General features: G+C 70.1%; 8 protein-coding genes and 1 pseudogene. 2 read left to right on the top strand and 7 right to left on the bottom strand.

Features of this window, described 5'->3' with window-relative positions:
- From HMPREF0058_RS00135 to HMPREF0058_RS11590, 6 genes are all read right to left on the bottom strand, one after another.
- On the bottom strand, positions 1 to 696 hold a 696-nt coding region (locus HMPREF0058_RS00135), incomplete at its 3' end, for an HD domain-containing protein (RefSeq protein WP_006547603.1).
- 126 nt (positions 697 to 822) lie between these two features.
- On the bottom strand, positions 823 to 2,364 hold the full coding sequence (locus HMPREF0058_RS00130; RefSeq protein ID WP_006547602.1) for a sensor histidine kinase: 1,542 nt from the start codon (positions 2,362 to 2,364) through the stop codon (positions 823 to 825).
- Between the two features lie 121 nt (positions 2,365 to 2,485).
- The gene (locus tag HMPREF0058_RS00125) at positions 2,486 to 3,232 is read right to left on the bottom strand and encodes a response regulator transcription factor (protein ID WP_006547601.1); all 747 of its coding nucleotides are present in this window, start codon (positions 3,230 to 3,232) and stop codon (positions 2,486 to 2,488) included.
- An 84-nt stretch (positions 3,233 to 3,316) separates the two neighbouring features.
- On the bottom strand, positions 3,317 to 3,928 hold the full coding sequence (locus tag HMPREF0058_RS00120; protein ID WP_006547600.1) for an NYN domain-containing protein: 612 nt from the start codon (positions 3,926 to 3,928) through the stop codon (positions 3,317 to 3,319).
- Positions 3,929 to 4,095: 167 nt separating this feature from the next.
- Complete coding sequence (locus tag HMPREF0058_RS00115; protein ID WP_006547599.1) at positions 4,096 to 4,923, bottom strand: PspA/IM30 family protein; 828 nt, start codon at positions 4,921 to 4,923, stop codon at positions 4,096 to 4,098.
- Between the two features lie 161 nt (positions 4,924 to 5,084).
- Entirely contained in the window at positions 5,085 to 7,361 is a 2,277-nt protein-coding gene (locus HMPREF0058_RS11590) for a TPM domain-containing protein (protein ID WP_050765619.1), read from the bottom strand.
- 194 nt (positions 7,362 to 7,555) lie between these two features.
- On the opposite strand from HMPREF0058_RS11590, the gene HMPREF0058_RS00105 reads away from it, so the two are divergent.
- The gene (locus tag HMPREF0058_RS00105; protein WP_006547597.1) at positions 7,556 to 8,509 is read left to right on the top strand and encodes a type 1 glutamine amidotransferase; all 954 of its coding nucleotides are present in this window, start codon (positions 7,556 to 7,558) and stop codon (positions 8,507 to 8,509) included.
- Positions 8,510 to 9,570: 1,061 nt separating this feature from the next.
- Here the strand turns inward: HMPREF0058_RS00105 and HMPREF0058_RS00100 are convergent.
- Positions 9,571 to 11,250: a DNA repair helicase XPB gene (locus HMPREF0058_RS00100; protein WP_006547596.1), complete on the bottom strand. Its 1,680-nt coding sequence runs from the start codon at positions 11,248 to 11,250 to the stop codon at positions 9,571 to 9,573.
- A 133-nt stretch (positions 11,251 to 11,383) separates the two neighbouring features.
- Between HMPREF0058_RS00100 and HMPREF0058_RS12495 the strand changes: the two are divergent.
- A pseudogene (locus HMPREF0058_RS12495) lies at positions 11,384 to 12,109 on the top strand (hypothetical protein); the annotation flags it as partial.

The raw sequence follows: 12,109 nt of genomic DNA, 5'->3' as shown, positions 1-12,109 counted from the left end.
CTTGGCGGCCAGCTTCGCCAGACCGTCCTCCAGCAGGCGCTTCTCCGCTTCCAGGTTCTGGCGCGCGGCCAGTTCCCAGCGTGCACCCAAGGGGGAGGAGAAGAGTGTCTCGCGGGCCAGGAGCTTGGAGACGATCGTCAGGCGTGCCTGCAGATAGTGCTCGGCAGGGATGTGGGCGTACTCCTCGCGTACGAGCTCGCGGTAACGCTTGTACTGCTGCGGGCCAACCGCCAGGGCGCCCAGGTCGGCGTCGTTGAGGGCAAGGGCATCGATGTCCTCGTGGGTCAGGTTGTGTCGCTTGAGGTTGAGGATGAGGGCGCAGATCCGGTCGGTGACTTTGTCCGGCACGCCCAGAGCGTGCAGGTCCTCCGCGGCGTAGGCCGCTGAGGCGACCTCGTCCTCTCCGCCGTTGCGCTTGTAAGTCTCCTCCGTGGCGGAGGAGAAGACGCAGCCGTGGTACCACACCGCCAGCCGCATGACATCGGGGTTGTGGGACTCGTCAGCCAGCTCATCCACGCGCGCCAGCATGTCGATGGCGTGCTTGAGGTTGTGGAAACGTCGGTCAGGGCTGAGCCACATGCTGACCAGGCGCTCTCCGGCCTCCTGGATCTGCTCGGCGCCCGCCGTCGCGCCGACCGCCTTGACAGAGCGGACGTACGCCGGCAGCAGCCACTGAGGTGCGTCCAAGACGCCCATGCACAGCCTCCGAGGTCGGGAGAGGAAACGCTGGCCATCGTATGCTCGCTCCGCACGGAAGTCGAAGGGAATGCCTGTTCGTCCGGCCACCTTTCGCCTCTCAGCGTGGCCGAGGTGGCCCAGGTCCTAGTGCTGGTCGGGCCTTTGGTCGGTGCTGGCCGGGATCTCGATGCGCACGGTGGCGCCGCCGCCGGGGGTCTGCAGCATCTGGACCGTGCCGCCGTGGCGCGCCACGATCGCCGAGACGATCGCGAGCCCCAGACCCGAGCCCCCGGTCTCGCGGTTGCGTGAGGTATCGGCGCGGTAGAAGCGTTGGAAGACCTTGGTGGCCTCGCTCAGCGGCACGCCGGGCCCGTGGTCGCGTACCTCAACCACGGCGGTGCGCTGGGCGGCCCCCGGGGCAGGAGTCGGCAGGTTGCGGTCCTCCGACTTTGCCGTGAGCACAGGAGCGTCGACGACTCCGATGGCGATCTCCACCGGCGAACCCGCCGGGGTATGGCGGGTGACGTTGCCCAGCAGGTTCGTGATCACCTGGCTGAGTCGGTCGCGGTCTGCGATGACGACGGCGGGGCCTGGCTCGGCCTGCTCGTCCTGGAGGGAGATGAGGGCGCACTCGCGGTCAGGGGCCAGAACAGCCATGTCTGACAGCGCCCCGCGGCTGACCTCGGTCAGGTCCACCGGCTCCATGTTCATCTTGCGGCCCTCGTCCATACGTGCGAGCTGCAGGAGGTCGTCCACCAGCCGGCCCATGCGCGAGGCCTCGGTCTCGATACGGCCCATCACCTCGTTCTGGCGCTCGGGCGGGACACCGCCCATGCGGTAGAGCTCGCCGTAACCGCGGATGGCGGCCAGCGGGGTGCGCAGCTCGTGGGAGGCGTCGGAGACAAAGCGGGTCATGCGCTCCTGGGCCACCACCTGGACGGAGAAGGCCTGCTCATTCTGCTGGAGCATTGTGTTCAGCGCCCGCTGGAGCGAGCCGACCTCGGTGGTCGCGGGCTCGGTGACCGGTACGCGTGCGGACAGGTCACCTTTGGCGATCCGCCCCGCCACGGCCTCGATCTGGCGCAGTGGGCGGAAGGAACGGATGACGAGGTAAGCGGCTGCCAACGTACCAAGGAGGATGACGGCCACGTCCGCCATGGCCACGATGAGCCGGGTGCGGGCCACGGTCTCCATCATTCCGCTCAGAGGCAGCGCGATCGCGACGACGCCGCGGTACTCCTGGGTGTCGGCGTCCTTGATCGGTAGGGCGATGACACGCCACTGCCTGCCCGGGAGGTCAGAGTCCACGGTGTACAGGTCCGGGGAGTCCTTCTGAGCGATCGTCTCCTCAAGCGAGAGCCGGCCGATCTGGGGCGTGCCGTACTCGGCGGCGGTGTCCGCCGAGATCATGGAGCCGTTCTGGCCGTCGATGTACTGGGCCTCGACGTAGTAGGTCGAGGGCATGAGCGAGGAGTTGCCGGTGCGGATCTGGGTCAGGGCCTGAGAGCCGATGGCGCGCGAGGTCACGCTCAGCTGGTCGTCGACCTGGCCGAGCAGGTGGGTGTAGAGCAGGGAGGTCACGGCCAGCGAGGCGATGAGCAGCCCGAGGGTGAGCAGGGCGGTCGTAATGAGGACCAGACGCTTGCTCAGCGGAAGGCTGTGCCAGCCTCGCCGGGCAGAGGTCATCAGGTGCCACCGCCCCTTCTTGACGGGGCGGTGCTGCTTGCCGTGAGGCGGCCTGGCGGTGTGCGCCGTCGCCGCCTCGTAGATTCCCAGACCGGGCCGCCTGCTTCCGCGCGGCCGCACGTTACTCGCCCTTGGGCTCACGAAGCATGTAGCCCACGCCGCGACGGGTCTGGATCAAGGGTGCCACTGGCTGCCCGTCAGCGGTCTCGATCTGGTCGATCTTGCGGCGCAGGTAGGAGATGTAGGACTCCACGATCGCGGCGTCGCCGTTCCAGTCGTACTCCCAGACGTGGTCCAGGATCTGTGCCTTGGACACCACGCGGCCGGCGTTGAGCATGAGGTAACGCAGCAGCTTGAACTCGGTGGGGGACAGGTCCACCTCGACGCCAGCACGGTGGACCTCGTGGGCGTCCTCGTCCAGGACCAGGTCAGCTACTCGCACGATGCCGTCGTTCTCGTCCTGGGTGGCGTGCGTGCGACGCAGGATCGCGCGGATGCGGGCCACGACCTCCTCCAGGCCGAAGGGCTTGGTGACGTAGTCGTCCCCGCCGACCGTCAGGCCCTGGACCTTGTCTGACATGTCGTCGCGCGCGGTGAGGAAGAGGATCGGCGTGGTCACATCGCGCTCACGCAGGCGCCGGGCCACGGTGAAGCCGTCCATGTCCGGGAGCATGACGTCCAGGACCACGAGGTCAGGCTCCTCCTGGTCAACGGCGCGCAGTGCCCCGTTGCCGTCAGCGGCCGTGACCACCTCGAAGCCGGCAAAACGCAGGGAGGAGGCGAGCAGGTCGCGGATGTTGGGCTCGTCGTCGACGACGAGAAGACGAGCCTCGTGCCGCTGCTGTGCAGAGTCCTGGGAACGATCCATAGCGGCACTGTGCCCCCGGAGGCTGAATGTTGCCTGAACGGATCGTAGGTGGTCGGTGCGAGGCGGCCGACCACCCCGACGGGCCTAGATGAAGGCGGTGGGGTCGAACTCCTCCAGGGAGATGATCCGCACGCGCGGCAGGGCGATGGTGAAGGCCCGCACGTCCGACTCCAGGTCATGGATGACCAGCCCGCGCGACTCCAGCGCAGCCAGCTGCGCGTTGAGGAACTCCTTGAAGCACAGCACCCCGACCTTGGCCCCGGCGTCCAGGAGACGCTCGATCTGAGGGATGTAGTCGCCGTCGTGCGAGCCGAGCAGGACCTGGGCGCTTAGGCCGGACTCGACCCGCTCCGCCAGGGCGTCCAGGGTGCGCTGGATACCGATGTCGACGACCTTCTCTTCGGGGTTGCCCGAGCCGGCCAGGGGGATGGGGCGGTAGTCCATGGCCAGCAGCGCCTGGACGAAGCTCATCGGCATGTGCCCGGAGGTGGCGTTGAGGAAGAACAGAGCGTGGGTGTCCTCGTCCTCGCCGCCGGCCTCCTGATCGGACAGGGTGTCGCAGAAGGACAGGACCCGGTCCCAGCGTGGGCGCTCCTCGGGCTCAGGCCGCCGTCCCAGGACACTCATGCCCAAGGTGGCGTCGATGTTCTCCCCGTCGACGAGGAGGTAGGTGGGCACGGCTGAGGTGGCGATCATAGGGACATCGTATCGGCGGCTGCTCGGGCGGCGCACCTTGTGGGCGGCTCTGCGGCGCGCAGCCGGGCTTCGCGGCCTCCAGGAGGCCGGGGACCACGACGGCGCAGCCGCACCACGGTGGTTGTGGTGCGGCTGCGCTAGTGGTCGGCTGTGGTGGGTGCGCGACCTCAGTAGGAGGAGGTCTCCTCCTCAGCGTCCTGCGCCTTGAGAGCGGCAAAGGCGGCGTCGACCTCGCCGTCGGTGATCTGCGCCGGTGCCTGGGCGGAAGGCAGGGCGGAGGAGCCTCCCGCCTTGAGCGCGGCCAGACGAGCCTCCGCCTCGGTCATGGCGGCGGCGGACTCCAGCTCAGCGAACTGGGCCTCCAGCGAGGTACCGGCCAGCTCGGCCTGGCCCTCGGCCTGAGCCTCGATGCGGCGCACCTGGTCCTCGTAGCGAGCGAGCTCGGAGGTGGGGTCCATGACGTTGATCGAGCGGATTGCACCCTGGACCTTGACCTGTGCCTGCGCGGACTTCTGGCGAGCCACCAGGGCGTCGCGGCGGGACTTGAGGTCACCCAGACGCGCCTCCATCTGGGTCAGACCCGTCTTGAGCTGCTCGACGACCTGGCGCTGGGAGTCGATCATCGGCTCGGCCGACTTCGCCTCGTTCTCCGCCGCGATCTGCTTGGTGATGGCGATCTTGGCCAGGGAGTCCCACTTGTCGGCTCCCGCCTCATCCCCACCGGCACGCAGCTGGTCAGCCTTGGTCGAGGCGGCCAGGGCCTTGTTGCCCCAGTCCTTGGCCTCGGCGAGGTCGGCGTCGTGGTCCTTCTCCGCCAGGCGCAGGTTGCCGATGGTCTGGGCCACGGCCTCGCGGGCCTCGGCGATGGAGGAGGTGTAGTCGCGCACGAGCTGGTCGAGCATCTTCTCCGGGTCCTCGGCGCGGTCGAGGAGAGCGTTGATGTTGGCACGGGTCAGCTGGGCAATGCGGCCCAGGATCGACTGCTTCTCAGCCATGGGTTGTCCCTTTCGTAGATCGTGTCGGTGACAAACGGGTGTGGGGCGGTCACCGCGGTGCGGTGCCAGCAGTCGCCTGCTGACCTGGATGCTTCCACGGAACCTGCCTGCGCGTCGCGGTCATGACGGCGGTATCGCTGTGGGCATGAGGGCGGGCACACTCAGAAACGGCCGCCTCCACCGCCGAAGCCTCCTCCACCGCCGAAGCCTCCTCCACCGCCGAAGCTGCCACCGCCGCCGCCAAAGCCGCCGCCGCCAAAGCCACCGCCGGGGCGCGGGCCTCCCCAGCCGCCGTAGCCGTGGTCCCGGTGGCCGCCTCCCAGGCCGCCCAGAAGGATGCCGCCTAGGACCAGCGAACCCAGGTCCAGGTCACCTCCTCCGCCACGGGGGCCGCCCAGTCCTCCGAAGGAGTCCTCGTTGTCACGCACATCGGCCTCAGCGATGGCCTGAGCCTGTGCCACCAGCGGCTCGCCGGCAGCGACCTCGGCAAGGGCCGCCGTCGGATCGCTGGTCTGCAGCGAGGTGGCTGCGGCAGCGTGGCGAGTGGCCTCGGACAGCGCGGTGCGAGCCGAGGAGCCGACGGCGCCGCGGTGGGTGGAGATATAGGAGGTCACGGCCTCGATCTGGGAGTTGAGGCGGGCCAGACGCGAACCGAGTGAGGCCCGTGCACGTGAGTCGTTCTCCTCCTTGGCGCGGGCGGGTGCCAGGGCGGCGTCCAGGGCTGCCTCGCAGCGAGCCAGGCGGTCCAGGGCTGCCAGCGGGTCGCCCCCGCTCGTCAGTGCCTCGGCGCCGGTGGAGGTGTCGGGGGAAGCGCTGGTGAGCATCGCGCCGCTGGCGACCGGCAGGGCGGCCCGCCCTTGCTCCACCGCTGCCTCAGCCTGGCGAACCAGGGGCGCCAGGGTTGCTGCAGGTACCTGGGCGGCCAGGCGCTGGGCGTCGATGAGGTCGGAGGAGATCGAGGCGATCGCTGCCTCCAGGTCTGTTGCCGCCCGCTCCAGGCGCTCGCGGGCCCCGCGGACCTGGGCGGCGAGCTGGCCAGCCTGGGCGATCGCACCCTGGGCGATGCGGACCTGTTCGACCGCGGTGGTCTGCTGGCCGTCGTCGACCGAGGCCTGCGCCTGCTCCAAGGCGGTGCGTCCGGCCGCGAGCAGCCGCAGGCCCTGATCGGGGGCGTGGGACACCGAGCTCAGCGCCGAAGGCGGGAAGGTCGCGTGGAGCGTGACCAGGAGGGTCTGCGCCGCATGCAGGGCCTGCTCGGTCTCTGCCGCGCGCTGCCGGGTCTCGGCGATCGCCGTGGGCAGGTTGGCCTCGATACCGCGCCGCTCGTGGAAGGCCTTCTCCTGGGCGGAGATGACGGTGGTGGCCTGCTCGCAGCGCTGGAGCATCTCGCCGTACATCTGGCGCTGGACCGCCTCGGTCTCGGGGATGTCGTCATCCAGCAGCTTGCGCAGCTCGAAGGCACGCTCCATGTGCTCACGTGCCTGGGCCAGAGCCTGGGTGAAGTCGTCCGTGGCGGACAGCCCGAACTGCGCCTGAGCGTAGGACAGCTCCTCGTCGGCGGCGCGTACGGCGTCGTCGGCCGCAAGGAGCGTGGCTGAGGCCTGGGCGCGCAGGGTCTCCAGCGGCAGGGTCTGGGACGGTGGCAGCGCGTTGTTCATGCCTTCTCCTTGCGTCGTGGGCTGGCGGCCTTTGCGTCGTCGTGCCGCTGCCGTCAGGCGGCGCACCAGGGTGGCCGAGCCGAGGGCGCCGACCCCGACGAATGCGAGAAGCATCCAGGGGGCAGGGTGCTCGCCAGCATCGGGCTCAGCGTGCTCAACGACCTCACGCTGGGCGGGGGAGGCAGAGGAGTCGCTGCCGGTGGACAGGTCCTCCACGATCGAGGTCACGGCCCCGTCCCAGTCCCCGGCCTTCAGGTGCTCCTCGATGCGCAGGCGGACCTCACCCAGGCGGGCCTGGGACCACACCGAGCCTCGAGAGTCGCCGTCGAAGGCGTAGCTGCGCTGGGAGGGATCGGCGGTGGAGATGTTGATGACCAGCAGGACGTCATAGGCACCCAGCCCGGTCCAGGACCAGGCCTCGGCGGCAAAGTCGGTAGCGAGCTCGGAAGCGTTGTCGTAGGTGACGACCCACAGGTGGACGCCGTTGCGCTCCGCCGTGGCCACGGCCTTCTCAGCGGTGGAGGCGGTGAGGATCCCGGCGGCGTCCGTCACCTGGTCCAGCAGGGTGGTTGAGGGCAGGGAGTCTGTTGTGGTCGTTGCCGGCAGGGAGGTGAGAGCGGCCTGCGGTGCGGACACGGCAGTGAGGGCGGGTTCGCTGGTGCGGGCAGGCACTTGTGGGGCGGCGAGCGCGACGGGTGCCACGAGCGCGGCGGACAGAAGCAGGCCGCAGCCAGCCAGGCCCCCGAGGGCTGGGCGCCGAGGCGAAGGTGTCGTGTGCATCACGACATATGGTGCTGGCTGGAGCTCGGGCGAGGCAACTTCTTTCGCCGCCAGCGCGTTGACTCGCCTTGTCAGTCCGGGCCGCGGCAGGTGTGTGCGCGGCACGTGGGTGGCGTGGTGCCGGAGTGCGCGGCTGACGGCGAACGTGATCCGCTCGGCTTGCGCGACCGCGGCGGCTTGGAGTCAATAGACCCATGACTCAGCCCAGCGACATGACGTCATCTTCCTCCACCGGTACCAGCGCGCTCGGCCAGACGCCGTCGGTCCCGGTTATCCCGGCGTCCACGCCGCGGCCTGCCGGGCCGCTCATCACGGTGATCGAGCCGGACGCCGTCGCGCCCTTGGACCGCCTGGGCGAGTGGCTCTTCGCTTCCGGGGCCCGGCTGCGCACCATCCGGGTGTGGAAGGGTGAGGCGCTGCCGGCTACGGATGACCTGGGTGACGGCCTCGTGGTCCTGGGAGGCCAGATGAGCGCCCACGATGACGCGGCCCACCCGTGGCTGGAGGGGCTGCGCGAGATCATCCGCCATGCCGTGGCAGATGGGCTGCCGACCCTGACGATCTGCCTGGGTGCCCAGGTGGCGGCTGAGGCCCTCGGCGCGGTGACGGCTGTGCCGTCGCCTGACGGCGGTGAGCACGGGGTTGCCGAGCTGGAGCTGACTGAGGCTGCCTTGGTCGATCGGGTCCTGGGGCCCGTGATCGACGAGGCCGTGCGCGCTGCGGTGCGTGCCGGGATCTCGACCCAGGACGGCACCCGCCTGCCTGCCGTCGTCTCGCACGACGACGCCGTCGTGAGCCTGCCGGAGGGGGCCACGCTCCTGGCCTCCTCCCAGCGCTGCCCGATCCACACCTGGCGTGTGGGGCGGATGCTCGCCTTCCAGCACCACCCCGAGGCCAGCCCTGCCCGTCTGGGTTCGTGGACTGAGCGTGAGGTGGCGCAGGAGATGGGCGTTGAGCCGCCCGCCGTCACGGACTCCGCCGTGCCCTCCGGCCGTGAGCTTCCTGCTGAGGCGGTGGCTGCGGGCAAGCAGGCGCGTGCCACTGCTGAGGAGGCGGACTCGGTGGCGCAGGCCTACGGGCGTGGTCTGGCGCGCGAGCTCGTGCGCCACGCCCGCGCCTACGCCGCGCAGCGCGACGCCCGGGACTGACCTCCCTCGCTCGGGGCGCGCTACGAAACGCGATAGGTGACATCTGCGCGGCGGTGACTTCCCTCGCTCGGGGGGCGGGGGCAGCGTGCCCTCATGACTGACGGGCTACAGGCGGGTGACTTCCCTCGCTCGGGGGGCGGGGCCCTAGACCTCGCCCGGCGGTGAAGCGAACTGACTTCCCTCGCCCGGCAGTGGCGCACGTTTGCGTGCGATGCCGCTGGGTGTGTGCCCGGGGGCTGGCATTCTTTGCCCGGCAGCGGTGCACGCTCGCGGGGACAGATGCCGTATCCGTTCATCGGAATCTGGGCGGACGCACCTTGGTGGGGCCCCGGCAGCGGTGCGCGCTCGCTGGGGCGCTCGTTCGCGAGTGTTCGGCGCTATCCCATGCTGGTTGCCACCACCCCGTTCTCACCGTCGCTACCTCGTTCTGGCGGTCGCTACCCCTTGGTGTTGTCCGCTATCCCGTAGCGCGCGCTACGGGGGTGCGAAGGACGCCAAGGGGTAGTGAAGGTGGTGATGGGGTAGCGGGGTTCGCGAGAGGACGATGGTCGGTGCCCATGGTCGCGTTGTTTGTTACCGTCCCGCGTGTTCGCAGCTGCCTCGCTTGGCGTTCTCCGCCTCTTCCTGCTGTCTTTCGTTATCTGGCGTCCGTGTTCGCTACCCCTTGGTGTTGTCCGACCGTGCGTGTGCGGGCCAGGCCCTGCTGGCTTCGCTACCCGACCGCGTTCACCGCTACCCCGTTCTGTCTGTCGCTACCTCTTGGTGTTGTCCGCTACCTGGTAGCGCGCGCTACGGGGGTGCGAAGGACGCGGAGGGGTAGCGGAGGTGGTGAAGGAGCGGCGAAGGAGCGGCGTGGGAGGTCTTGGTGGGGGTGCGAAGGACGCCAAGGGGTAGCGAAGGGCGCGGAGGGGTAGCGAGGAAGGAGCGCGAACAGTGCGGGGGAGGGCGAGAGGCCCAGAGAAGGGCGGCCCGGCACCCCAGACGGCCGGCTGCCCCTTCCGCCCCTCCTTCAGGCCCCTGCAGCTCCTCCTTCAACCCCTTCCTCAGGAACCAACCGCCCTTCAGAGGTCGGAGGCGTCCGTGACCTCGTAGGCGTAGCCCTGCTCGGCCAGGAAGCGCTGGCGGTGAGAGGCAAACTCCTGGTCCACGGTGTCGCGGGTGACCACGGTGTAGAAGTGGGCCTGACGCCCGTCGGACTTGGGACGCACGATCCGCCCCAGACGCTGGGCCTCCTCCTGGCGCGAGCCGAAGGAGCCCGAGACCTGGATCGCCACCGAGGCGCCGGGCAGGTCAATGGAGAAGTTGGCGACCTTGGAGACCACGAGGGTGCTCACCTCCCCGTCGCGGAAGGCCTGGTAGAGCTTCTGCCGCTCGCGCACGGTGGTCGACCCGGTGATGACCGGCGCCCCCAGGTGCTCCGCGAGCTCCTCCAGCTGGTCGACGTACTGACCAATGACCAGCGCCGACTCGCCTGCATGGCGGGCCAGCAGTTGGTCCACCACCGCCACCTTGGCCGGCGTCGTCGCTGCCAACCGGTAACGGTCCTCGCTCTCGGCGGTGGCGTAGGTCATCCGCTCGCCGGCCTCCAGGCTCAGCCGCACCTCGGTGCACACTGCCGGCGCGATCCAGCCCTGGTTCTCCAGGTCCTTCCACGGCGCGTCATAGCGCTTGGGCCCGATGAGGCTGAAGACCTCGTCCTCGCGCCCGTCCTCGCGTACCAGCGTGGCCGTCAGGCCCAGGCGACGCCGGGCCTGCAGGTCCGCGGTCATGCGAAAGATCGGCGCGGGCAGGAGGTGGACCTCGTCGTAGACGATGAGTCCCCAGTCGTGGGCGTCCAGCAGGTCCAGGTGAGGGTAGACACCCTTCCTCTTGGTCGTGAGCACCTGGTAGGTGGCGATCGTGACCGGGCGGACCTCCTTGCGCGAGCCCGAGTACTCCCCGATCTCGTCCTCGGTCAGGGAGGTGAAGCGAATGAGCTCCTCCTTCCACTGCCGTGCCGAGACCGCGTTGGTGACCAGGATGAGGGTCGTCGTCGAGCTGCGGGCCATCGAGGCCGCGCCCACCAGGGTCTTGCCGGCCCCGCAGGGCAGGACGACGACGCCGCTTCCTCCCGCCCAGAAGGCGTCCACCGCCTCGGCCTGGTAGGGGCGCAGAGCGAAGGCTCCTGGCTGGCCGGCCGCAGCTGCCTGCGGGTCGTCGTGCAGGGCGATCGGGTGCGCCTCGCCGTCGACGTAGCCGGCCAGGTCCTCCGCCGGCCAGCCCAGCTTGATGAGCACCTGCTTGAGGTGACCGCGCTCGGAGGGATGGACCACGACGTCCTCGGGGGACAGTCTCTCGCCCAGCAACCCCTTGGTCCGCTTGGAGCGCATGACCTCCTCCAGGACCGGTACGTCGGTCGCGTGCAGGACGAGCCTGTGCGCGGGGTCGGTGACCAGCTGCAGGCGGCCGTAGCGTCCCATCGTCTCGGCGATCTCGGTGAGCAGCGAGTGCGGCACCGGGAAGCGGGAGTAGGTGATCAGCACGTGGATGACCGTCTCCGCGTCCAGGCCGGCGGCGCGAGCGTTCCACAGTGCCAGCGGCGTGATGCGGTAGGTGTGGATGTGCTCCGGCGCCCGCTCCAGCTCGGCGAAGGGGGCGATGGCGCGTCGGGCGTCGGCGGAGGCCGGGTGGGAGACCTCCAGCAGGACGGTCTTGTCGCTCTGGACGATGAGGGGTCCGTCGGGCGGGGCAGAGGCAGGCATGGGGGGAGTATCGCGCGACGAGCGCCTCCGGGCCGTGACGCAGGCGACGCCTTCACCGGCGGCGGAGCGCGCAGGCCGGTCAGCGTGGCCCGTGCCACCAGGCGCGGGTGGCAGGAGCGGTAATGTGACAAGGATGAGCACCCCAGGCACTTCCCGCACCAGCCGCACGCGCGCGGCCACCGGCCAGGACGCGACGCCGCCGACGCAGCCGCCCACTGGTGGCATCGCGGGCACGGACGGCCTCGCCGCCACCCTCACCGCTCGTTCCGACGCCGAGATCGCCCAGCTCCTGCAGTCTCGCCGCGACCTTATCGCCCCGCCCTCGTCCTCCTTCACCACCCTGGCTGCCCGCGCCGGCGGACGCCCGAGCGTGGAGATCGCGCTCGCGGACCTGGGCGCCCAGCCCCTGGCTGTGGCCCAGGCAGTCGTGGCGCTGGGAACCCAGGATGCGGGCGTCATCAGCCGTGCCACCGGGATCGGAGCCGACGACGTCGCTGCCGGACTGGAGCGGTTGCGTCACCTGGCGCTGGTGGTCGAGGCCGGAGCAGTGCCCGGGCTGGCTGAGGTCTTCGGTCCCCGTCCGCAGGTGCCTCAGACCCCCGTTGCCCCCAGGCCCGAGGAGCTGGAGGTCCAGGAGGCTGCCGCCGTGGCGGACCAGGCATCGCGCGCGGCCGAGGAGCTCGTCCGCCTGGTGACGGTGCTGCTGGAGGAGTGGGGTCGCGAGGCAGGGGCGATCCTGCGCACCGGAGGGGTCGGCGTGCGGGTGCTGACCCGCACCGCGCAGGCGCTTCAGGAGAGCACGCAGGTCACCGCTACCGTCATCGAGATGGCCGCAGGCGCCGGGCTCCTGGGGCTGGAC

The organism is Actinomyces urogenitalis DSM 15434 (assembly GCF_000159035.1).
Taxonomy (GTDB): Bacteria; Actinomycetota; Actinomycetes; order Actinomycetales; family Actinomycetaceae; genus Actinomyces; species Actinomyces urogenitalis.
This window is presented reverse-complemented; position numbering and strand designations above follow the sequence as displayed.

What these genes read in the sequence shown, in the direction of transcription:
- HMPREF0058_RS00120 (WP_006547600.1), bottom strand. Translation starts at nt 3,928, where the DNA reads ATGATCGCCACCTCAGCCGTGCCCACCTACCTCCTCGTCGACGGGGAG.
- HMPREF0058_RS00125 (WP_006547601.1), bottom strand. Translation starts at nt 3,232, where the DNA reads ATGGATCGTTCCCAGGACTCTGCACAGCAGCGGCACGAGGCTCGTCTT.
- HMPREF0058_RS00130 (WP_006547602.1), bottom strand. Translation starts at nt 2,364, where the DNA reads ATGACCTCTGCCCGGCGAGGCTGGCACAGCCTTCCGCTGAGCAAGCGT.
- HMPREF0058_RS00115 (WP_006547599.1), bottom strand. Translation starts at nt 4,923, where the DNA reads ATGGCTGAGAAGCAGTCGATCCTGGGCCGCATTGCCCAGCTGACCCGT.
- HMPREF0058_RS00100 (WP_006547596.1), bottom strand. Translation starts at nt 11,250, where the DNA reads ATGCCTGCCTCTGCCCCGCCCGACGGACCCCTCATCGTCCAGAGCGAC.
- HMPREF0058_RS00105 (WP_006547597.1), top strand. Translation starts at nt 7,556, where the DNA reads ATGACTCAGCCCAGCGACATGACGTCATCTTCCTCCACCGGTACCAGC.
- HMPREF0058_RS11590 (WP_050765619.1), bottom strand. Translation starts at nt 7,361, where the DNA reads ATGCACACGACACCTTCGCCTCGGCGCCCAGCCCTCGGGGGCCTGGCT.